We start from the raw sequence: 20646 nt of genomic DNA, 5'->3' as shown, positions 1-20646 counted from the left end.
CCCGGCCCGGTCAGCGCCGGGCGTGTGCCAGCAGCGCCTGCAGCAGCGCGCGCACGTGCGGCTCGCGCCCGTAGCGGTCACGCACCCACGCGCGGCACCGTGCGGCGAGGGACGGGTCGCGCTCGGCGTCGTCGAGGGTGTCGAGCAGCTTCTCCGCCAGTGCGTCGGGGTCGGCCGGGTCGACGGTGTACCGCGCCCAGTCACCCGACAGGATCTCCCCGGTGCCGCCCGATGCGGCCGCGACGACGGGACGGCCGGTGGACATCGCCTCGACCACGACCCGGCCGAAGCCCTCGGGCTCGATGGACGGCGCCACCACGACGTCGGCGGCGTGCAGGAGCGGGACGACGTCGTCCCGCTCGGGGAGCACGAGCACGGAACCGGCGGGGAGCGCGTCGATCGCGGCGTGCACGGCGTCGGCTTCCTCCGGGTAGAGGGCACCGGCCAGCACGAGGAGCGGCGCGGGCGCCGTGTGACCGGCCACGGGGGGAGTGGTGACCGGCACGCGTGCCGCGGCGGTCGTGCGGACGCGACCCCACGCCTCCAGGAGGGCGAGCACGCCCTTCGACCGGGTGAGCCGACCGTAGTAGAGCACCGTCGGGGTGTCCTCGGCGATGCCGAGTGCCGCGCGGGCGTCGTGCACCGACGCCGGGGTGGCGGCCGGGAACGCGTCGGTGTCGACGCCGTTCGGCACGATCGTGATGCGGTCCGTCGGCACGCCGGACGCCGCCCAGGCGCGCGCCATCGCGTGCGAGACGGCGAAGTAGCGGGTGCGGCCGCCGGCGATCGGTCCGAGCCGCCGGTAGTTCGGCGCGTGGTGCAGGTGCACCGCGAGCGGGACTCCGGAGACGAGCGACGCGACCCGGCCGAACGGCAGGTACTCGGGGCGGTTCAGCCAGAGGACGTCGAGGTGTGATCGTCGGATCCGCAGTCCCTCGCGGGCGAAGCGCCAGGCGTCGCGGAGTGCCGTGGTGATGCCGAACCGGTAGTCGGTGGCCTCCACCAGGCGCACGCCCATCGCCTCGTAGGGCGGCGGGCCCTCGGCGGCGCGCGGGGACTGGGCGTTCCGGTGCCAGACCTCGACCTCGTGGCCGGCGGCGACGAGCTCGCGGGTGTCCTCGAGCACGCAGCGTTCGAGTCCGCCGGTGATGGCGAGTCCGGTCACCAGCACGCCGACGCGGAGTCGGCGGGTGCCGTCGGTTGCAGTCTGTCGCGGTCTCACGAGACACCACCCCTTGCGGTCTTCAGTCGGCGGAGGAACCAGGGGAGGCAGGCGACCACCCCGGCGATGCGGACCCAGTTCCAGAGCACGTCCTGCGGCAGGAGCAGGGACGCGGCGGCCACGACGAGCGCGGCGAGGGTCGTCAGGACGATCCGGGCTCCCGGTCCGCGCCACTCGCGGCGGTCGGGCAGGGCCAGCAGCTGCATGGCGGCCAGGATCGCGTAGGCGACGACGGTGGCGAGGCCCGCGCCGGCGATGCCGAGCACGGGCACGAGCACGAGGTTCGCGCCGATGTTCACGGCGCCGGCGATCGCGGCGATCACCCCGACGGCGACACCGCGGCGTTCGACCAGCAGCAGGCGTCCGGTCGCACCGCTGGCGACCACGGGGAACGCGGTGATCGCGACGACGAAGACGACGACCGAGAGCTCCTGCACGCGGTACGACGCCGGGGCGAGGATCGGCAGCGCGACCGGTGACACCAGGGTCACGGCGAGCAGGACCGGTCCGAGCATCTTGTACAGCTCGTCGCGGGAGTGCATGGCGAGCTGCCGGCGGGCGACCGGGTCGCGGAGGGCGGCGAAGTGCGGCGCCCAGGCTTGGTTCGTGAAGGTCAGGAGCAGGATGACGGCCGAGCCGACGACGTAGGCGATCTGGTATCGGGCCACCTCGTCCGGGCCGAGCAGCCGCTGGACGACGATCCGGTCGCCGGCGTTCAGCACGAAGTACGACAGGTTGCCGAGGGCGATCGGCACGCCGAGGCGGAACGCCCGGGCGGTGGTCCTGCGGTCGAACAGGCCGGCGAGACGCGGGCGGGTCGCCGCGATGCCGATGACCATCGCCACGCCCTGGGCGACGACACCGCCCCACGCGTAGGTGGTCGCGTCGGCCTGCACCCAGGTGAGGAGCCCGAGGCCGATGACCGAGCCGCCGATCGAGGACAGCAGGCTCGTGACCGCGAAGACCCGGATGCGGTCCTGGGCGACGAGCAGCGCGAGGGAGATCTGCACGATGGCGGCCGGGCCGGTCCAGAGCACCGCGACGAGGAGCAGCGGGTGGTTGCCGACGAAGCCGGCTGCGTCGGCCCAGACCGGGATCGTGGTGAGCGCGGCGACGGTGACGACGATCGCGGTGACCATGCCGACGGCGAGCAGGCCACGCGCCCGGCGGTCGTCGCCGTCCTCGGCGCGCTGCAGCACCGACGCCTGGTCGATGCCGAGGACTGCCAGGACGACGAGCGCCTGGTACAGGGCGATGGCCGAGGCGAGGACGCCGAACTCGGCCGGCGGCATGAGGTGCGCGAGCACCGGGGAGATGAGCGACGAGACGACGAGCTGCATCGACCAGACGACGACGTACAGCAGGCCGCGGCCGAACAGGACGGAGGCGCCCTTCCGCACCGCGACCGACCCCGTGTCGAGCGACTCGGGCACGGCGGCGACGGGGACGGGTGCCTCGCGCGCTGCGCGGGCCTCGCGGCGGGTCTGCGGGGGGAAGCTCACGGCGCGACCACCGCTGCCGCGTCCTGCCGCGCCGACGCCGACGCCGACCCCGACACCGCGCCCGCACCCTGGCGCAGCCCGAAGGCAGCGTCAACGACGTCGAGCAGGTCACCGCTCCGGTCGGTCGAGAACTTCCGCGCGAACAGGTGCTGCACCTCGACGTCCGCGTCCGCCCGACGCTCGAGCAGCTGCCCCGCGTCGGCGACGGTCAACCACGGCGGGCTCTTCCGCGCGGTGCCGTCCCACCCGATCCACCAGAGCGGCTGGGAGACGTGCTCGTCGGCGAACCCCGGTGTCAGCGACGGCGAGTTGAGCACCGACGGCACGAAGGTCTCGTCGGCGACCCAGGTGCGCTGCCAGAACCGGACCAGGTCGGGGCGCTGGTCCACGGTGTCCACGACCGCGGCGGCGTGCCGGCGGGCGAGGACCTTGAGCTGTGAGCCCCCGGCGAAGGAGACCTTCGCCGGCACGCGGCGGGGGACCGGCAGCCGGAGCATGTGCTTCCGCCACGCCCAGTGCCGGAACCGGATGCGGGAGATGCCGCCGTCACGGCCCCACGGTGCGAACGGCAGCGGGTTGACCGAGATGAACGACTCCTCGCGGTGGGACTCGAGCAGGGTCGTGATCTCGGCGGGGTTCGCGAGCGGGTAGTCGCTGCCGGTCAGGACGGCCACGTGCGAGGCGTCGGTCTCGGCCAGGGCGGCCCGGTAGCCGGACACCTCGGCGGCGACGTTCTCCCAGCGGGCCCAGCCCGTCCGGATGCGGGGGAGCAGCCGGACGCGGTCCGGCAGTCCGTCGGTCATGGCGCGGAACACCGTCTCGGGCGTGCGCGCGTCGCAGTGCAGGAACACCGGGAACGGGTCGAGCGCCTCGACGAGTCGGCGCACGTGTGCCGGGTCCTCGTGGGCGAGGACGATGCACGCGGGGACCGCGGGGGAGATGGCCATGGACGCGACGCTAACCGCGCCGTTCCGGGGCCGACAAGGCGACCCGTGCCCGTCTGCGGGGAAGCGGCGGTTTCCCGCACCGCCCCCGATCGGTCAGTGCTCGAAAGCGCCTGATCAGCGCTTCTTGCGGAACTTCTGGCAGTCGCAGAGTGCGCAGTCCGTGCCCGGACGGTAGTGCTCGTGGGCGTCCTGCACGTGGCCGCAGACGCAGGTCACGGCGTCGACCACGAAGACGCTCTGTTCCGAGTGGAGCACGGCGCCGAGCTCGTCGGTGGGGCCCATCGACATGCGTCCTCCTCGTGCCCGGCGTGCTGCCGCCGAGTCGTCCTCACGATCCTACCGTCCGGGGGTGTGCACTGGCGGCAAACCGCAAGTCGGACGACCGTCGCCGCAACCGCGGGCGGCCGCCGTTGACCCCGCAGCAGCCCCACCGGAGCATCGGACCATGACCGACCAGCAGGCCACCACCACCCGCGTGCTCACGCTCACGCCCGCGATGCCGTCCCCGGACGTGCCCGCCTGGGCCGGCGCGGCCTGGGTCGGCGCCGTCGACCGGCAGGAGGCGCTCGCCGCGTCCGCCGTCGAACTCGCCGGTGCCACCGGCTTCCGCCGCGCCCGCCTGCTCGTCCGTGACGGACGCGAGATCGCCGGGTTCGTCGACGTCAGCGTCGACGCGGACGGCGGCGTGGACCCGGCCGAGCTGGGACCGGCCCTGCGCGCGCTGCGCACCACGGGCCTCCCGGCCGCCCCCGCGGGGACGCCGGTCGGGCGCATCTCCGTCGTCATCGGTACCCGCGACCGGCCGGACGACCTGCGCCGCTGCGTGCGCTCGGTGCTCGCGTCCGAGCACGACGACTTCGAGGTCCTGGTCGTCGACAACGCGCCCACCACCACCGCGACCCGCGACGTGGTCACGTCGCTCGCGGACCCGCGCCTGCGGTACGTCCTGGAGGCCCGACCCGGCGTCTCGCGCGCACGGAACGCCGGACTCGCCCTCGCGTCCGGGGCCGTCGTCGCCTTCGTCGACGACGACGTGGTCGTCGACCGGCACTGGCTCGCAGCGCTCGCCGACGCGTACGCCCGCGACGCGGACGTCGTCTGCGTGACCGGCCTCGTGCCCAGCGGCGAACTCCGGACTCCCACGCAGCGGTACTTCGACGAGCGCGTCACCTGGGCGCGCAACACCGACCGCCGGGTGTTCCGCACGTCGGCGCCGCCGGCGGACCTCCCGCTGTTCCCGTTCTCCGTGGGCGCGTTCGGCACCGGTGCCAACATGTCGCTCCGCCGCTCGGCCGCGCTCGCCCTGGGCGGGTTCGACGTCGCACTCGGCCCGGGCACCCTGGCCCGCGCCGGCGAGGACCCCGACCTGTTCACCCGGGTGCTGTTCTCCGGCGGCGCGCTCGCCGTGGAGCCCACGGCCGTCGTCTGGCACAAGCACCGGCCGGACCGTGCGGCGCTGCGCTCGCAGGCGCTCGGCTACGGCACCGGCCTCGGCGCGTGGGTCGCGAAGCTCATGCTGCGACCGCGCACCGCACTGGCCGTGCTGCGTCGGGCGGTCGGGGCGCTGCGGCAGCTCGGCGCGCTCGGACAGGGCACCGGTGCCGACACCGACCAGGTGTCCGCCGCGGTGGACGCCGTGGGCGGGTGGCCCGTTGACGACGCGTTCCGCGAGGCGACGGCCGGCCTCAAGCGCGTCGAGCTCGTTGCGGCGCTCGGTGGCCCGTGGCGGTACGTCGTCGGGCGGTCGCGGCGCGGGTGACCGCGGCGCGGGCGACCGCGCTCCGCGTGCGCGGTGCGCACGGCAGGCACCGCGTGCACCGCACGCACGCACCGGACGGACGGGAGGCCCGTGGCGACGCTGCCACGGGCCTCCCGTCCGTCCGGTGCGGACGTCTCCTGCACGCCGCCTACGGGCGGAAGCGGCCCTCCTCGACCTCGCGCCAGAACCGACGGCTGCGGAAGTACGCCGCCGGACCCGCCGGGAAGCCGCGGAACTCGTGGTACGCCAGCGAGCGCGGGATCCGGGTCGTGGAGGCCTCGGTGATGCTCTCCGCCGCGGCGTCACGCCGGCCGGCCAGCCGTGACACGAGCTGCTTCAGCTTGATCTTGCCGGCGCGGGGCATCAGCCGCGCGAGCACGAGCGCGTGCCGGCGGTCCTTCGCGATGAGCTCGCACATCAGCGCCGTGAACCCGACGCCGTTCGAGTGGAGCTGCCCGTGCAGCCCGGCGAGGTCCTGCCGGTGCCGGTGGTGGACGACCGCACGGGGTTCGAAGCCGATCCGGCCACCGCTCCACAGGATGTCGATGAAGATCGCCAGGTCCTCGCCGCCGCGGGCCGGCACACCGGCACCGAGCACGGGGTCGAACCCGCCGACGGCGTCGAACGCCGACCGTCGGACCGCCCAGTTCGCGCCGGCGCCGTAGCCGCCGATGCCGTACACGGCGAAGTGCTTCTGCACCGAGCCGTCGGGTCGGACGGCCCGGGCCTGCGCGTGCCGCATGACCCCGGGGACGTCGTCCGGCACGATCGTCACCGGCTGGAAGGTGCGCTCGCCGCTGAAGCCGCCGTAGTACGCCTCGTACCAGATCTGCGCGGGGGTCTCGAGCTCGACGGGCAGGATCATCCCGGTGACCGCGGCGACCTCGGGCTCGCGGACGAAGCGCGTGCCGATGGACCGGAGCCACTGTGCGTCCACCCGGACGTCGTCGTCGGTGAACGCGATGATCTCGCCGTGCGCCGCTGCGACCCCGGCGTTGCGACCGGCGGAGCAGCCCGGACGGCGCTCGGTGACCAGCCGGACGTCGCGGCCCTCGAGCAGCCCGGGCAGGGCGTCGACCTCGGGCAGCTTCACGCGGTTGTCGACGAGGATGACCTCGTACCGCGGGTAGTCGAGGTGCTCGAGGAAGTCGAGCAGCTTCCGGATGTCCTCGACCCGGGTGACGATGGTCGACACGACGATCGAGATGAGCGGGAGCTCGAGGTCGGGGATCGGGGTCTCCGTCGCACCGGAGGTCCGTGCGAGGCCGTCGACCAGGGGCGCCATCGCGCGGGCGGCGTCGGCCGGGTCCGCGGTGAGCAGCACGTCGAGGGTGGTGACGGGGAAGCCGTCGCGGTAGCCGACGACGAGCGCGGAGGAACCCGACTCGTCGGCGACCAGGCGCGGCAGCGGAGCGTCGAGGTCGACGCTGACGACCCGACGGGGGCCGGGCACGGTGACGGAGGAGTGCAGGGTCATGGTCGGGACGCTACGACCGCCCGCGGTGTCCGGACAACGGACCGGACCAGCAGTGGCGGGGTTCGTGCGGGGTTCCGCAGCGCGGTGCGTGTGCCCCCGACGGGGGTGAGCGCTCACCCAGGAAGCCACGGGAACCTCATGGGTCACGCTCAGGTCACGGAACCGATGCAACCGGTTGCGCTCCCGCCGGACCGGGCGTAGCTTCCTCCACCAGCAGGCAGCGGCGCCTGCTCCAGGGCAGTGTCGTCGAACCCGGTCGATGCCCCCTGGTGATCTCAATGAGGAGACAACGCTGTGAAGACAACACGCTCCAGGGTGCGGTTCGCATCCGTTGCCGGGGTCGCCGTCATCGGCCTCGTGCTCACCGGCTGCTCGAGCGGGAGCTCCGGCGCCGGATCGGACGACGCCAAGAGCGGCCAGGACAGCCGCGGCCCCATCACCTACGTGCAGGGCAAGGACAACTCGAACGTCGTCCGCCCGCTCATCGCGAAGTGGAACAAGGCCCACCCGGACGAGAAGGTCACCTTCAAGGAACAGTCCGACCAGGCCGACCAGCAGCACGACGACCTCGTGCAGCACTTCCAGGCGAAGGACGAGAACTACGACGTCGTCGACGTGGACGTCGTCTGGACCGCCGAGTTCGCCGCCAAGAGCTGGCTGACGCCGCTGACCGGCGACATGGAGCTCGACACCTCGAAGCTCCTGCCGTCGACGGTGAAGACCGCCACCTACAACGACACCCTCTACGCCGCTCCGCAGACCTCGGACGGCGCACTGCTCTACTACCGCAAGGACCTCGTCAAGACGCCTCCCACCACGTGGAAGGAGATGATGGACGACTGCAAGATCGCGAAGGACGCCGGCATCGGTTGCTACGCGGGGCAGTTCGCGAAGTACGAGGGCCTGACGGTGAACGCCTCCGAGGCGATCAACGGCTCCGGCGGTTCGGTGCTCGGCAGCGACGGTGCGCCCGACGTCGACACCGACAAGGCGAAGGCCGGCCTGCAGAACCTGGTGGACGCGTTCGAGGACGGGAACATCCCGGCCGAGGCGATCACCTACCAGGAGGAGCAGGGCCGCACCGCGTTCGAAGCCGGCAAGCTGCTGTTCCTGCGCAACTGGCCGTACGTCTACAGCCTCGCCAAGACCGACGGCTCGTCGAAGGTCAAGGACACCTTCGGCATCGCGCCGATCCCCGGTGCCGACGGCGTCGGTGCCTCCACGCTCGGCGGCCACAACGCGGCCATCAGCGTGTACTCGAAGCACAAGGCCACGGCGCACGACTTCCTCGAGTTCCTGACCTCGGACGAGACGCAGAAGTTCTTCGCGACCCAGGGCTCGCTCGCCCCGGTCGTCGGTGACCTGTACACCGACCCCGAGCTGACGAAGCAGCTGCCCTACCTGCCGACGCTGCTCAAGTCGATCGAGTCGGCGGAGCCGCGCCCGGTCACGCCGTTCTACCCGGCCGTCACGAAGGCGATCCAGGACAACACCTACGCCGCGCTCAAGGGATCGAAGTCGGTCGACGAAGCCATGAAGGACATGCAGGACGCCCTCAAGTCGGCGACCAGCAGCTAGCGGCGCACGCCGCTTGATGGACGGGAGGCCCGTGGCGGGTCCGCCACGGGCCTCCCGTCCGCCCCATACTTGCGTTCCGACACCCCCGGCAAGGAGGCCGACACGTGTCAGCAGCAACCGAGATCCCCGCAGCCATCCCCAATCCGACGGGCACGGAACCGAAGCGCCGACGGCGCAAGGGCGGACTCAACGCCGAGCACGGCCGGTGGGCCGTGTACCTCATCGGCCCGACGATCGTGCTCCTGGCGGTCGTCATCGGGTACCCCGTGGTCAGCGCGGTCATCCAGTCGTTCCAGCTCGACCAGGGCCTCGACAAGGCGACCGGTCTGTTCGTCGAGGGCGGCTTCGCCGGCGTCACGAACTACGTGCACTGGCTCGGCCAGCGGTGCGGGGACGTCGCGTGCCCGCCCGGCAACCTCGGTTCCCAGTTCTGGGTCGCCTTCGGGAACACGTTCTTCTTCACGTTCGTGACCGTGATCCTCGAGACCGTCATCGGTCTGTGGATGGCCATCATCATGAACCGCAACTTCAAGGGCCGCGCCCTCGTCCGTGCCGCGATCCTGGTGCCGTGGGCGATCCCGACCGCCGTCACCGCGAAGCTCTGGTACTTCATCTTCGACGCGAACGGTGTGCTCAACCACGTGATCGGGCACCAGGTCCTCTGGTTCTCCGACGAATGGGCGTCACGGTTCGCGATCGTCATCGCCGACACCTGGAAGACCACGCCGTTCATGGCGCTGCTCATCCTGGCCGGCCTGCAGCTCATCCCCGAGGACGTCTACGAGGCGGGGAAGATGGACGGCGCCTCGACCCTCCAGCGCTTCTTCCTCATCACGCTCCCGCTCGTCCGGCCGGCCCTGATGGTCGCCATCCTGTTCCGTGTCCTCGATGCCCTGCGCATCTACGACCTCATCGCGATCATGACCGGCGGTGGTGGTGGTTCCGGGAACGCGACCGTGTCGCTGTCGGTGCTGGTCGTCGACCAGATCCGGCAGGGGTTCAACGCCGCATCGGCCCTGTCCACCATCACGTTCCTCATCGTCTTCATCGTCGCGTTCGTCTTCGTCCGGTTCCTCGGCGCGAACGTCGTGCAGACGCAGGCAGCCCAGCAGAAGGGTGAACTCAAGTGACCCTCGCAGCAGATCGTCCCCGCCGCACCGCCGCGACCCGCGACCGGGCGACGGACCGTCCCGACGTGCGGGTCCGGCGCGAGACGGGCCCGAAGCTCCGGACCGCCGTGCAGGCCGTCGTCATCGCCGTGTGGTGCCTCCTGCCGTTCTACTGGATGGTCGTCACGAGCTTCCGCGAGGTCGGGTACACGTTCGACGCCACCCCGTGGTTCACCCACGTGACCCTCGACAACTACGCGACCGCGTTCTCGACCGCGCTGGGCAACCACCTCGGCCGAGCGCTCCTGAACAGCGTGTTCATCGGGGTCGCGGTGACCGTCATCGCCCTGCTCGTCGGCACCACGGCGGCGTACGCCCTCGCCCGGCTCGAGTTCCGCGGCAAGTCGCTCATCGCCGGCGCGATCCTGGCCGCGTCGATGTTCCCCGGCGTCGCCCTCATCTCGCCGCTGTTCCAGCTGTTCACCGACATCGGGTGGATGGGGTCGTACCAGGCGCTCATCCTGCCGAGCATCTCGTTCGTGCTGCCGCTGACCGTGTACACGCTCGCGTCGTTCTTCCGCGAGATGCCGTGGGACCTCGAAGAGGCAGCCCGCATCGACGGGTGCACCCGGGTGCAGGCGTTCCGGCGGATCATCCTGCCGCTCGCGGCGCCCGCGGTGTTCACCACGGCGATCCTGGCGTTCATCTCGAGCTGGAACGAGTACCTCATCTCGTCGCAGCTGTCGAGTGACGCGACCCAGCCGGTGACCGTGGCGATCGCCTCGTTCGCCGGGTCGCAGCCGCACCAGGAGCCCTACACGGCGGTGATGGCCGCCGGCACGATCGTCACGATCCCGCTGGTCATCCTCGTGCTGATCTTCCAGCGGCGCATCGTGGCGGGGCTCACCGCCGGCGGCGTGAAGGGCTGACGACCATGGCCCAGCGCGGACCCACCCGTCCCACCGCCCACATCGAGGAGGCCATCGGCTTCGTCGGGATGTTCGGCGTCCTGTTCCTCGGCGTCACGGTGTTCTGCGAGCTCACCGGGCGACCGGCGCTCGGCTGGGCGCTCACCCTGCTCGTGTGCGTGCTCGGCGTCGTCGCCCTGGACCGGTGGCGGGTCGCCGTCCTCCGCCGGACCGCACCGCAGGACGGCACGGGTGCGTCCGTGCCCCGGGGCGTCGGTGCTGCGCCCGCGGTCGCCCCGGTGCACACGTCGGTCACCGACCCCACCGGTCGCCGACCCCGACCCGGCGCGGACGGACGGGTGCACCAGCACGCCGGCTGGGACGAGGTCGCACCGGGTGCACGACGGCCGGCGCGCTCCGCCCGGGTGCCGCAACGCCGGGCGGACCGCGGTGTGCCCGCGGTGGCGGCCCGACGGGGTGGACCCGACGCACCGGCGGACGTGACGCACGGCACGGACGGCTGACGGGCCTCCCGGGTCGCACCGATGGGGATCCAGGAGATCGCGACCGTCACGGGGCTGTCGAAGTCCACCGTCTCGCGGGCGCTCCGCGGCATGTCGAACGTGGCCGACACCACGATCGAGCAGGTGCAGCGGGTCGCCGACGAACTCGGGTACGTCCCGAGCTCGGCGGCGGCCGGCCTCGCCACCGGGCGTCAGCGCGCCGTCGGGGTGGTCGTGCCCGTCATCGACCGCTGGTTCTACGTGAAGGCGCTCGGCGGTGTCGACGCGGAGCTCCGCCAGGCCGGGTACGACCTGGTCCTCTACAACCTCGGCGGCCCGGGCGGCGACCGTGACCGGGCGTTCCGGCGCTCGATGCTGCGCCACCGCGTCGACGGCCTCGTCCTGCTCTCCCTGGTGCTCGACGCCACCGAACGGGCCGAGCTCGAACTCAGCCGGCACCCCATGGTCGTCATCGGCGGCCCGGCACCGGGCCTGCGGAACGTGGGCGTCGACGACCGCGAGGTCACCCGGATAGCGGTCGAACACCTGCACGGCCTCGGCCACCGACGCATCGCCTACGTCGGCGGGCAGGACGAGGCCGGCATGAACGTCGCCGTGCCGCACCTGCGACGAGACGGGTTCCTCGACGCCGTGCGGTCGTCGGGACAGGCGGTGCCGGAACGGTGGTCCCTCGACGGCCGGTTCTCGTTCGCCGGCGGGACCGCTGCCGGGGCCGTGCTGTTCGCCGAGCCCGCGTCGGAGCGACCGACGGCGGTGCTCTGCGCGTCGGACGAGATGGCCCTCGGTGTCCTGCTGGCCGCACGCCGAGCCGGCCTCGCGGTCCCCGAGGACGTGTCGGTGATGGGGATCGACGGCCACGAGTACGGCTCGACCGTCGGACTCACCACCGTCGCGCAGGACCCGGTGGCGCAGGGACGCACCGCCGCACGGGCCGTGCTCGCCGAGGTCGACGGCGGTGTCGCCGGCCCGATCGCGGCGGCACCAGCGCACCTGGTCGTCCGCGCGACCACGGGTCCCGGCCCGCACGGTCCCGCGTAGGGTCGCCCGCATGGAGGTCACCAAACTCGAACACGCCTGCCAGGTCATCACCGAGGGGGACGCCCGCCTGGTCCTCGACCCGGGGAACCTCACCCGACCGGTCGACGTGACCGGGGTCGTCGCCGTCGTCGTCACGCACGAGCACCCGGACCACGTCACCCCCGAGCAGGTCCGGCGCATCCTCGACGCCAACCCCCGTGCGGTCGTCATCGGACCGGAGGGCGTGCGCGCGGCGCTCGCCGAGGCGGGTGTCACGGTGGACGTCGTCACGGACGGCGACCACCGGACGGTCGGCCCCTTCACGCTCACCTTCCACGGCACGCGGCACCAGCTGATCCACGCCTCGGTGCCGATCGTCGACAACACCGGCGTGCTCGTGAACGGCCGGCTGTTCCACCCGGGCGACTCCTACACGGACCCGGGCGTCCCGGTCGAGGTCCTCGCTGCACCCGTCGGGGCGCCGTGGCTCAAGGTCGCCGAGATGATGGACTACGTCGCCGCGATCGCGCCGTCCCGGGCGTACCCGATCCACGAGGCCACCCTGTCCGAGGTCGGCCTCGGCATGCACACGGGCCGGCTCCGCGAGGCCGTCGAGCCCGCCGGGTCGCTCGTCGTGCTGCGTCCGGGGGAGTCGCTGACGCTCTAGGGCTGCGCGGCGCGGCGCTGCGCTGCGCTGCGCTGCGCGGCCTGGAGGCCCGTGGCGGCGCCGCCACGCGCCTCCTGTCCGCATCGTGTGCAGGAACGGTCGGGTCCGTCCGCCCGAGGCGACCATTCCTGCTCACGAAGCGCGGCGCAGTCGCGCCGCGACCAGGCGGTCGAGCGTCAGGGCGTCCCACGGAGCGTGCCGCTCGGCGTCGTTGTCGAAGTACACGTAGACGTCCCGGCCGGCCTCGGCGTGCTCGAGGACCGTCGTCGCCCACCCGCCGAGCGCCTGGGGCGAGTACCCGTCGTGGTAGGTCCGGGGCGCGCCGTGCAACCGGAGGTACGCGAGCGGCGCCCCGGTGTCCGCCCGGAAGCGGGGGAAGTCGCCGGCGTGCGAGTCGACGAGGGCGACGCGGTGCCGGCCGAGCACGTCGAGGTGCTCGTCGCCGAAGCCGGCTGCCCGGACCTCGAGCGCGTGGTGGATCGACCACGCCGGTTCCTCGGGCACCGCGAGACCGTCCGGTTCGGCGGGGACCTTGTCGTCGTGGTGGCGTGCGAGCTCAGCGGCGGCACCGTGCGTCGGGGGGAGCAGCCCGAGGAACGCGTCGAGCACCTCCGGCGTCGGCAGCAGGCGCTCGGGCAGCTGCCAGAGCACGGGCCCGAGGGTGTCCCCGAGCTCCAGCGGACCCGAGGCGAAGAAGTTCGCCAGCGCGGTGTCGACATTCCGCAGCCGCAGCATGTGCGTGACGTACCGGCCGCCCTTGACCGCGAACCGGAACGGCTGCCCGCCCGAGGCCGCACGCCACGCCCGGTAGCGCGCCGGGCGCTGCAGCGAGTAGAAGGATCCGTTCAGCTCCACCGTCGGGAACCGCGACGCCACGTGCTCGAGCCACCGCCGCTTCGCGAGTCCCTCGGGGTAGAAGTCCCCGCGCCAGCCGTCGTACTGCCACCCGGACAGGCCGATCCGCACCGCGGCCGACGGGCAGCCGCTCACGTGTCTGGCCCGGGCGATCGCGTCGTGGTCGGCCGTCATCGATCCACCGTATGCCTGCTCCGACATGGCGGCACACCCGGGCGACACGCCCCGTTTTGGTGCGGATGCGAGCCTTGTGCAATACTTGTCGAGTTGTCGGAACGGCCCCATCGTATAGCGGCCTAGTACGCTGCCCTCTCACGGCGGTAACGCGGGTTCGAATCCCGCTGGGGTCACCACAGGTGACATGCTCCGAGTCCGACAACAGCCGCGGCCCCATCGTATAGCGGCCTAGTACGCTGCCCTCTCACGGCGGTAACGCGGGTTCGAATCCCGCTGGGGTCACCAGCACGCAAACCCCCGTCCAGCTCCGGCTCGGCGGGGGTTTCGTCGTCTCGGCTAGCCTGGATCGTCCCCGTCGTCCGGGGAACGACCGCCTCGCGACGGGAGCACGATGCACGCCGAACGCCCACCGCACCTGCACTGGAGGCTCGTCGCCCTCGTCGCCCTCGGCGGCGCGATCGGGACGGCCGTCCGCGCACTCCTCGCAGCGGCGTTCCCCGCGCACGACGGGATCAGCTGGACCATCCTCGTGATCAACGTCGTCGGGGCGTTCTGCCTCGGGTTCCTGCTCGACGCGCTCGTGCGCCGCGGCCCCGACGTCGGTCGTCGTCGCGCGGTCCGGCTGTTCGTCGGCACCGGCGTGCTCGGCGGTTTCACGACCTACAGCACGCTCGCGGACGACACCGCGCAGCTGCTCGACCTCGGCCGCTGGACGGCGGGCACCGGGTACGCGCTGCTGTCGATCGTGCTCGGACTCGTTGCGGTCGTCCTCGGTCTGTGGGTCGCCGCGGCCACCCGGCCCCGCACCCGCCCTGAGCCGCTGCCGGACGCCCGATGAGCCCGGTCGAACTGATCCTGGTCGCCGTCGGCGGAGGAGCCGGTGCCGCCCTGCGCTTCGTGCTCGACGGCGTCGTCAAGGGCCGCATCGCCGGTTCCCGGTTCGCCGGGTTCCCGGTCGGGACCCTGCTCATCAACGTGTCCGGATCGCTCGTGCTCGGGGTCCTGACGGGCCTCGGGCAGGCCGGCACCATCCCCGCCTCGACGGTCGCTGTGCTCGGGACGGGCATGATGGGTGGGTACACGACGTTCTCGACGGCGAGCGTCGAGACCGTACAGCTCCTCCGATCCGGCAAGACCCGGCTCGCCGTCCTGAACGGCCTCGGGATGCTCGTCGTCTCGGTCGGCGCAGCTGCGCTCGGCCTCTGGATCGGAAGGAACTCATGACCTCGGAACGCCCCGGCGAACTCGTCCTCGTCCGTCACGGAGAGACGGAGTGGTCGAAGAGCGGGCAGCACACCGGCCGCACCGACATCCCGCTCACCGACAACGGTGTCGAGCAGGCGAAGCGCGCGGGCCGGTACCTCGGGGACCGGTCGTTCGCGCTGGCGCTGTCGAGCCCGCTGCAGCGCGCCCGCGACACCGCGCACCTGATCGGCGTCGAGCCGGAGCTCGACGAGGACCTGTACGAGTGGGACTACGGCGCGTACGAGGGCCTCACCACCCCGCAGATCAAGGTGCTGCGCCACGGTCCGTGGGACCTCTGGACAGACGGCGTCCCCGCCGGCGACACCCCCGGTGAGAACGCCGCCGAGGTCCGGGTGCGCGTCGAGCGCATCCTGAACCGCGCCCGTCCGGTGCTCGCCGAGGGCCACGACGCGGTGTTCATCGCCCACGGCCACGTGCTGCGGGCGCTCGGTGCCGCGTGGATCCGACTCGCGCCGCAGGACGGCGCCGTGCTGAAGCTCGGCACCGCCTCGGTCAGCATCCTCGGCTACGAACACGGCCGCCCCGTCATCGACGCCTGGAACATCCAGCCGCGCGACTGACGCGCTGGTGGGGTGGACGGGCTCGCGAAAGCGACAGACCCGCGGCACGCGGTGCCGTCCCGTCCGCGAAAGCGACAGATCCCCGCGGTTGTCCCGCAGCGATCTGTCGCTTTCGCAGGACGCAGTGGTCGCGTCCGCCGTCCGCGCACGTTGCTTCCCCTGTCACGCGCGATGGCAGGCGGATTCGGGCGTACCTGGTCGAAAGGAACGACCAGGGACGCCCGGTTCGACCAGGCACGCCCGGTTCGACCAGGCATGCCCAGTTCGACGAGGTACGCCCGGTTCGACGAGGTACGCCCGGTTCGACGAGGTACGCCCGGTTCGACCAGGTACGCCCGGTACGCCCGGTTCGACCAGGGACGCCCGGAACGACCAGGCGCGTCAGACGGTGCGGATCGCGCTCGTCGCACCGAGGGCACGGCCACGCCGGCGCTCGATCGCGCGCCCGACGAGCAGTAGCCCCACGCTGACCGCAGCACCGAGCACGGTCTGCGCGATGCGGTCGAGCGCCAGCAGCTGCGGCGCCTCGGGCAGGCTCAGCCACGACACCGCCAGGGCGAGCGGGGTGAGGAACAGCAGGCACACGGCGTAGTTCCGGGCGACGAAGATCTCGGCGAAGAACTGCCCGACGACGGCCAGCACGACGATCCACCACGCCGACGGCTCGAGCAGCAGGATGCCGACCGCGATCACGGTGCCGCCGATCGTGCCGACCACACGCTGCCCGGCGCGGACCACGGTGTGCCGCTGGCGGATCGCCGGCAGGGTCGACACCACCGCGATGACGGCCCAGTACGGGTGCCCGAGCCAGGGGATCGACTCCGCGACCGCACCGGCGACGAGTGACCCGACGACGTTGAGCCCGACGGTCTCCCACAGCGCCGGTGTCCCCAGGACCGCGAGCGACCGGTGCTTGCGGTCGGCCAGCGGGCGGAACCGGTGCGGGGCGTGCGGGTGGAGCACCCGACGGAGCACCGCACCGGACATCGCGACGAGCCAGGCCCAGACCACCGAGCAGACGATGATCGTCGTGACGAGCGGGACGTCGGCCGGGCGCATCGGCACGAGTGCGGACACGACGAACGCGAACACCGGGAAGATCGGCTGCGCGGGGATCGCCCGGAGCGTGGAGAGGGTGCAGACCGCGACCACCAGGACGACGACGAGACCCACGGCCTGCAGCCAGAGCGGCGACCCGACGAGCCCGACCCCGATGCCGGCGAACATGCAGAGTGCCTGCAGCGCACCCGCGACGCCGGTGGTGACGGCACGCTGCCGGTAGGGCTCGGTCGCACCGAAGATGGCGGTGAACCCGGCGAACATGGCGAAGGCGGCGTACGCCGGCATGCCGAGGGCGATGAGCAGCGCGAGCGGTGCGCCACCGGCGATCGCGGCGCGTGCCGCGCCCTCGAGGTTGATGGTCCGGGTCGAGTGCGCAGGTGTCGTCATGTCGTCACCATCTTCCCACCGCGACGGGTGTCGGGGAGTCGCCACGGGCCTCCAGGCAGTGCCGTCACGGGGTGATGGGCGTGCGACGGCGGGGTGACGGGCCCGCGGCGGGCGGGGTGCCGCGCGTTGGTATACCAATGGTAGAGTCGCCTGATCGCGCCGCGGTCGCGGCGCAACGACGAGGACGAGGAGGGCTGAGCTCATGGGAAAGACGCTCGCCGAGAAGGTGTGGGACGACCACGTCGTGGTCAAGGGCGAGGACGGCAACCCCGACCTCCTCTACATCGACCTCCACCTCGTGCACGAGGTGACGAGTCCGCAGGCGTTCGACGGCCTGCGGCAGGCCGGGCGACCGGTGCGTCGCCTCGACCTGACGATCGCGACCGAGGACCACAACACCCCGACGCTGGCCATCGACCGTCCCATCGCGGACCCGACGAGCCGGATCCAGATCGAGACGCTCCGTCGCAACTGCGAGGAGTTCGGCGTCCGGCTGCACTCCCTGGGCGACAAGGAGCAGGGCATCGTCCACGTGGTCGGCCCGCAGCTCGGCCTGACCATGCCCGGCATCACCGTGGTCTGCGGCGACTCGCACACCAGCACCCACGGGGCCTTCGGCGCGATGGCGTTCGGCATCGGCACGTCCGAGGTCGAGCACGTCCTCGCCACGCAGACCCTGCCGCTCAAGCCGTTCAAGACGATGGCGATCACGGTCGAGGGCACGCTGCGTCCGGGGGTGACGGCGAAGGACATCATCCTGGCCGTCATCGCGAAGATCGGCACCGGCGGCGGTCAGGGCTACGTGCTCGAGTACCGCGGTTCCGCCATCCGTGCGCTCTCGATGGAGGGCCGCATGACGATCTGCAACATGTCGATCGAGGCCGGTGCCCGCGCCGGCATGGTCGCCCCCGACCAGACCACCTACGACTACGTGCAGGGCCGCGACCACGCGCCCACCGGTCAGGACTGGGACGACGCCGTCGCCTACTGGGAGACCCTCGCCACCGACGACGACGCCGTGTTCGACGCCGAGGTGTTCATCGACGCCGACGAGCTCGAGCCCTTCGTCACCTGGGGCACGAACCCCGGCCAGGGCGTCTCGCTGTCCGAGAGCGTGCCGGACCCGGCCGCCTACAGCGACCCCAACGACCAGGCCGCCGCACGCCGCGCCCTGGAGTACATGGACATCACCGCCGGCACCCCGATGAAGGACATCGCCGTCGACGCGGTCTTCATGGGGTCCTGCACGAACTCGCGCATCGAGGACCTGCGGGCGTTCGCCTCGATCATCCAGGGCCGGCAGAAGGCGCCCGGCGTGCGGGTGATGGTCGTCCCGGGTTCCGCCCGCGTCCGGCTCGAGGCCGAGGCCGAGGGACTGGACAAGATCATCACCGAGTTCGGTGCCGAGTGGCGGTTCGCCGGCTGCTCGATGTGCCTCGGCATGAACCCCGACCAGTTGGCACCGGGGGAGCGCTGCGCGAGCACCTCGAACCGCAACTTCGAGGGTCGGCAGGGCAAGGGCGGGCGCACGCACCTGGTGTCGCCGCTGGTCGCCGCGGCCACCGCGATCCGAGGCACGCTGTCCAGCCCGTGGGACCTGCAGACCGACGACGCGCTGGCGTCGGTGACGAACCACGAGACCGCCACCACCGAGGGGACCTTCTGATGGACAAGATCACCACCGTCACCGGCATCGCGGCCCCGCTCAAGCGGTCGAACGTCGACACCGACCAGATCATCCCCGCGGTCTACCTGAAGCGCGTCACCAAGACCGGCTTCGAGGACGCCCTGTTCTCCGGGTGGCGTCAGGACCCCGACTTCGTCCTGAACCAGGAGCGCTACCAGGGCGCCCGCGTCCTGATCGCCGGCCCCGACTTCGGCACCGGGTCGTCCCGCGAGCACGCCGTCTGGGCGCTCCGTGACTTCGGCTTCTCGGTCGTGATCTCGCCCCGGTTCGCGGACATCTTCCGGGGCAACGCCGGCAAGCAGGGCCTGGTCACCGCGATCGTGACCGAACCGGAAGTCGAGCGCCTGTGGGCCGCCATCGAGGCGAACCCGGGCATCGAGGCGACCGTCGACCTCGTGACGCAGCGCGTGTCGCTGGGGGATGTGGACGTCCCCTTCGAGATCGACGCTTACACTCGTTGGCGGTTGATGGAAGGGCTCGACGACATCGGGCTCACCCTCCGTGACGAGACCTCGATCACGGAGTTCGAATCCCGCCGCTCCAGTTGGCGGCCGAAGACATTGCCGGTGAAGTAGTGAACTCTCTCGTACAGGACGCAGCGGCCGCAGGGGCGCGCGTGGGCCTCAAGTCGGACGAGATCGTCATCCGCGGGGGCAAGCCGCTCGTGGGGCGCATCGAGGTCCGTGGGGCGAAGAACCTCGCGACCAAGGCCATGGTGGCGTCGCTGCTCGGTGACACCCCGTCGATCCTCCGTGACGTGCCGGACATCTCCGACGTCAAGGTGGTCCGCGGGCTGCTCGAGGTGCACGGCGTGCGCATCACCGATCCTGCACGAGGCGAACTCATCCTCGACCCGTCGCGGGTCGAGTCGGCGCACTTCGCCGAGATCGACGCGCACGCCGGTTCGAGCCGCATCCCGATCCTGTTCTGCGGTCCGCTGCTGCACAAGCTCGGCGAGGCGTTCATCCCCGACCTCGGCGGCTGCCGCATCGGCGACCGTCCGATCGACTTCCACCTCGACGCCCTCCGCGCCATGGGTGCGGTCGTCGACAAGCAGGTCAACGGCATCCACCTGACGGCCCCGGACGGCCTGAAGGGCGCCTCGATCGAGCTGCCGTACCCGAGCGTCGGCGCCACCGAGCAGGTCCTGCTCTCCGCGACCCTCGCCAAGGGCGTCACGGAGCTGCGGAACGCCGCGATCGAGCCCGAGATCATGGACCTCATCGCGATCCTGCAGAAGATGGGCGCCATCGTCTCGGTCGAGCCGAACCGCGTCATCTTCATCGAGGGCGTCGAGTCGCTCCGCGGCTACACGCACCGTGCGATCAACGACCGCAACGAGGCCGCGAGCTGGGCCTCCGCCGCGCTCGCCACCAACGGCGACATCTTCGTCGAGGGCGCGAACCAGCAGGAGCTCATGACGTTCCTCAACGTCTTCCGCAAGGTCGGCGGCGGGTTCGACATCCAGGAGGACGGCATCCGGTTCTACCGCGAGCTGGACACCCTGAAGCCCGTCGTCATCGAGACCGACGTGCACCCCGGCTTCATGACGGACTGGCAGCAGCCGCTCATCGTCGCCCTGACCCAGGCCGACGGCCAGAGCATCGTGCACGAGACCGTCTACGAGAACCGCTTCGGCTTCACCGACGCCCTGAACGAGATGGGTGCCGACATCGTCGTGCACAAGGAGGGGCTGCCCGGCCACGACCGCCGTGTCGCCCGCCGCCCGTTCGAGCAGGCCGCCGTCATCACCGGTCCGACGAAGCTGCACGCCGCGAACGTCCGCGTCCCCGACCTGCGCGGCGGGTTCAGCCACCTCATCGCGGCGCTGACCGCCGACGGCGAGTCGCACATCACCAACGTCGGCATCATCAGCCGCGGCTACGAGCACTTCATCCCGAAGCTGCGCAAGCTCGGCGCCGACTTCGACTTCGCTGGGTAG

The 20646-nt window shown here is 71.9% G+C and carries 20 protein-coding genes and 2 tRNA genes; 15 read left to right on the top strand and 7 right to left on the bottom strand.

Features of this window, described 5'->3' with window-relative positions; translation table 11 throughout:
* Positions 1 to 10: 10 nt before the first annotated feature.
* From DEJ19_RS11565 to DEJ19_RS11550, 4 genes are all read right to left on the bottom strand, one after another.
* A complete protein-coding gene (locus DEJ19_RS11565) occupies positions 11 to 1222 on the bottom strand; it encodes a glycosyltransferase family 4 protein (protein WP_181441511.1) in 1212 nt (403 codons plus the stop codon).
* The gene (locus tag DEJ19_RS11560; protein ID WP_111233075.1) at positions 1219 to 2724 is read right to left on the bottom strand and encodes a lipopolysaccharide biosynthesis protein; all 1506 of its coding nucleotides are present in this window, start codon (positions 2722 to 2724) and stop codon (positions 1219 to 1221) included. Before DEJ19_RS11560 ends, DEJ19_RS11565 begins: the two co-directional genes overlap by 4 nt.
* Positions 2721 to 3671 (bottom strand): beta-1,6-N-acetylglucosaminyltransferase, encoded by a 951-nt coding sequence (locus DEJ19_RS11555; RefSeq protein WP_111233074.1) that lies wholly within the window; start codon positions 3669 to 3671, stop codon positions 2721 to 2723. The genes DEJ19_RS11560 and DEJ19_RS11555 overlap by 4 nt, the downstream gene beginning before the upstream one ends.
* A gap of 114 nt (positions 3672 to 3785) precedes the next feature.
* On the bottom strand, positions 3786 to 3959 hold the full coding sequence (locus DEJ19_RS11550) for a hypothetical protein (protein WP_181438005.1): 174 nt from the start codon (positions 3957 to 3959) through the stop codon (positions 3786 to 3788).
* 157 nt (positions 3960 to 4116) lie between these two features.
* On the opposite strand from DEJ19_RS11550, the gene DEJ19_RS11545 reads away from it, so the two are divergent.
* Positions 4117 to 5430 carry a glycosyltransferase family 2 protein gene (locus DEJ19_RS11545; RefSeq protein WP_111233073.1) on the top strand — a complete coding sequence of 438 codons (1314 nt, stop codon included), beginning with the start codon at positions 4117 to 4119 and terminating at the stop codon, positions 5428 to 5430.
* A gap of 148 nt (positions 5431 to 5578) precedes the next feature.
* Here DEJ19_RS11545 and DEJ19_RS11540 read toward each other — a convergent pair whose 3' ends face one another.
* Positions 5579 to 6907 carry a glycosyltransferase gene (locus DEJ19_RS11540; RefSeq protein WP_071405684.1) on the bottom strand — a complete coding sequence of 443 codons (1329 nt, stop codon included), beginning with the start codon at positions 6905 to 6907 and terminating at the stop codon, positions 5579 to 5581.
* Positions 6908 to 7201: 294 nt separating this feature from the next.
* On the opposite strand from DEJ19_RS11540, the gene DEJ19_RS11535 reads away from it, so the two are divergent.
* The 6 genes from DEJ19_RS11535 (at position 7202) to DEJ19_RS11510 (ending at position 12710) form a co-directional block, all read left to right on the top strand.
* Entirely contained in the window at positions 7202 to 8485 is a 1284-nt protein-coding gene (locus tag DEJ19_RS11535) for an ABC transporter substrate-binding protein (RefSeq protein WP_111233072.1), read from the top strand.
* Positions 8486 to 8589: 104 nt separating this feature from the next.
* Positions 8590 to 9615, top strand: a complete 1026-nt coding sequence (locus tag DEJ19_RS11530; protein ID WP_111233071.1) for a carbohydrate ABC transporter permease — start codon at positions 8590 to 8592, stop codon at positions 9613 to 9615.
* A gap of 65 nt (positions 9616 to 9680) precedes the next feature.
* A complete protein-coding gene (locus DEJ19_RS11525) occupies positions 9681 to 10523 on the top strand; it encodes a carbohydrate ABC transporter permease (protein ID WP_071405697.1) in 843 nt (280 codons plus the stop codon).
* Between the two features lie 5 nt (positions 10524 to 10528).
* Positions 10529 to 11026 (top strand): hypothetical protein, encoded by a 498-nt coding sequence (locus DEJ19_RS11520; RefSeq protein ID WP_111233070.1) that lies wholly within the window; start codon positions 10529 to 10531, stop codon positions 11024 to 11026.
* A gap of 21 nt (positions 11027 to 11047) precedes the next feature.
* Positions 11048 to 12064 carry a LacI family DNA-binding transcriptional regulator gene (locus tag DEJ19_RS11515; RefSeq protein WP_111233069.1) on the top strand — a complete coding sequence of 339 codons (1017 nt, stop codon included), beginning with the start codon at positions 11048 to 11050 and terminating at the stop codon, positions 12062 to 12064.
* A 10-nt stretch (positions 12065 to 12074) separates the two neighbouring features.
* Entirely contained in the window at positions 12075 to 12710 is a 636-nt protein-coding gene (locus tag DEJ19_RS11510) for an MBL fold metallo-hydrolase (protein ID WP_071405679.1), read from the top strand.
* Positions 12711 to 12842: 132 nt separating this feature from the next.
* Here DEJ19_RS11510 and DEJ19_RS11505 read toward each other — a convergent pair whose 3' ends face one another.
* Positions 12843 to 13739, bottom strand: a complete 897-nt coding sequence (locus DEJ19_RS11505; protein ID WP_111233068.1) for a DUF72 domain-containing protein — start codon at positions 13737 to 13739, stop codon at positions 12843 to 12845.
* Between the two features lie 103 nt (positions 13740 to 13842).
* Between DEJ19_RS11505 and DEJ19_RS11500 the strand changes: the two genes are divergently transcribed.
* The 5 genes from DEJ19_RS11500 to DEJ19_RS11480 all read left to right on the top strand — a co-directional run bounded on the left by DEJ19_RS11500 (position 13843) and on the right by DEJ19_RS11480 (position 15568).
* Positions 13843 to 13918, top strand: a tRNA-Glu gene (locus DEJ19_RS11500).
* 33 nt (positions 13919 to 13951) lie between these two features.
* Positions 13952 to 14027, top strand: a tRNA-Glu gene (locus DEJ19_RS11495).
* 106 nt (positions 14028 to 14133) lie between these two features.
* The gene (locus DEJ19_RS11490) at positions 14134 to 14580 is read left to right on the top strand and encodes a fluoride efflux transporter FluC (protein ID WP_111233067.1); all 447 of its coding nucleotides are present in this window, start codon (positions 14134 to 14136) and stop codon (positions 14578 to 14580) included.
* Entirely contained in the window at positions 14577 to 14966 is a 390-nt protein-coding gene (gene crcB / locus DEJ19_RS11485) for a fluoride efflux transporter CrcB (protein WP_111233066.1), read from the top strand. The genes DEJ19_RS11490 and crcB overlap by 4 nt, the downstream gene beginning before the upstream one ends.
* Positions 14963 to 15568: a histidine phosphatase family protein gene (locus DEJ19_RS11480; protein WP_027465908.1), complete on the top strand. Its 606-nt coding sequence runs from the start codon at positions 14963 to 14965 to the stop codon at positions 15566 to 15568. Before crcB ends, DEJ19_RS11480 begins: the two co-directional genes overlap by 4 nt.
* Before the next feature lie 381 nt (positions 15569 to 15949).
* On the opposite strand, the gene DEJ19_RS11475 is transcribed toward DEJ19_RS11480, so the two are convergent.
* Positions 15950 to 17017: an FUSC family protein gene (locus DEJ19_RS11475; protein ID WP_181441510.1), complete on the bottom strand. Its 1068-nt coding sequence runs from the start codon at positions 17015 to 17017 to the stop codon at positions 15950 to 15952.
* Positions 17018 to 17219: 202 nt separating this feature from the next.
* Between DEJ19_RS11475 and leuC the strand changes: the two genes are divergently transcribed.
* Genes leuC through murA form a run of 3 tightly spaced genes read left to right on the top strand, consistent with a single transcriptional unit; the run spans position 17220 to position 20646 of the window.
* Positions 17220 to 18683, top strand: a complete 1464-nt coding sequence (gene leuC, locus DEJ19_RS11470; RefSeq protein ID WP_110863956.1) for a 3-isopropylmalate dehydratase large subunit — start codon at positions 17220 to 17222, stop codon at positions 18681 to 18683.
* Positions 18683 to 19279, top strand: a complete 597-nt coding sequence (leuD, locus tag DEJ19_RS11465) for a 3-isopropylmalate dehydratase small subunit (protein WP_111023957.1) — start codon at positions 18683 to 18685, stop codon at positions 19277 to 19279. The genes leuC and leuD overlap by 1 nt, the downstream gene beginning before the upstream one ends.
* A complete protein-coding gene (gene murA / locus DEJ19_RS11460) occupies positions 19279 to 20646 on the top strand; it encodes a UDP-N-acetylglucosamine 1-carboxyvinyltransferase (protein ID WP_111023958.1) in 1368 nt (455 codons plus the stop codon). Before leuD ends, murA begins: the two co-directional genes overlap by 1 nt.

This window comes from Curtobacterium sp. MCSS17_016 (assembly GCF_003234255.2).
GTDB classification, from domain to species: Bacteria; Actinomycetota; Actinomycetes; order Actinomycetales; family Microbacteriaceae; genus Curtobacterium; species Curtobacterium flaccumfaciens.
This window is presented reverse-complemented; position numbering and strand designations above follow the sequence as displayed.

Excerpts from the sequence above, each read along its gene's own strand:
- DEJ19_RS11510 (WP_071405679.1), top strand. The coding sequence starts at position 12,075 with ATGGAGGTCACCAAACTCGAACACGCCTGCCAGGTCATCACCGAGGGG.
- DEJ19_RS11490 (WP_111233067.1), top strand. The coding sequence starts at position 14,134 with ATGCACGCCGAACGCCCACCGCACCTGCACTGGAGGCTCGTCGCCCTC.
- leuC (WP_110863956.1), top strand. The coding sequence starts at position 17,220 with ATGGGAAAGACGCTCGCCGAGAAGGTGTGGGACGACCACGTCGTGGTC.
- DEJ19_RS11550 (WP_181438005.1), bottom strand. The coding sequence starts at position 3,959 with ATGTCGATGGGCCCCACCGACGAGCTCGGCGCCGTGCTCCACTCGGAA.
- DEJ19_RS11555 (WP_111233074.1), bottom strand. The coding sequence starts at position 3,671 with ATGGCCATCTCCCCCGCGGTCCCCGCGTGCATCGTCCTCGCCCACGAG.
- DEJ19_RS11505 (WP_111233068.1), bottom strand. The coding sequence starts at position 13,739 with ATGACGGCCGACCACGACGCGATCGCCCGGGCCAGACACGTGAGCGGC.
- DEJ19_RS11515 (WP_111233069.1), top strand. The coding sequence starts at position 11,048 with ATGGGGATCCAGGAGATCGCGACCGTCACGGGGCTGTCGAAGTCCACC.
- DEJ19_RS11480 (WP_027465908.1), top strand. The coding sequence starts at position 14,963 with ATGACCTCGGAACGCCCCGGCGAACTCGTCCTCGTCCGTCACGGAGAG.
- DEJ19_RS11475 (WP_181441510.1), bottom strand. The coding sequence starts at position 17,017 with ATGACGACACCTGCGCACTCGACCCGGACCATCAACCTCGAGGGCGCG.
- DEJ19_RS11545 (WP_111233073.1), top strand. The coding sequence starts at position 4,117 with ATGACCGACCAGCAGGCCACCACCACCCGCGTGCTCACGCTCACGCCC.
- DEJ19_RS11540 (WP_071405684.1), bottom strand. The coding sequence starts at position 6,907 with ATGACCCTGCACTCCTCCGTCACCGTGCCCGGCCCCCGTCGGGTCGTC.
- DEJ19_RS11520 (WP_111233070.1), top strand. The coding sequence starts at position 10,529 with ATGGCCCAGCGCGGACCCACCCGTCCCACCGCCCACATCGAGGAGGCC.
- leuD (WP_111023957.1), top strand. The coding sequence starts at position 18,683 with ATGGACAAGATCACCACCGTCACCGGCATCGCGGCCCCGCTCAAGCGG.
- crcB (WP_111233066.1), top strand. The coding sequence starts at position 14,577 with ATGAGCCCGGTCGAACTGATCCTGGTCGCCGTCGGCGGAGGAGCCGGT.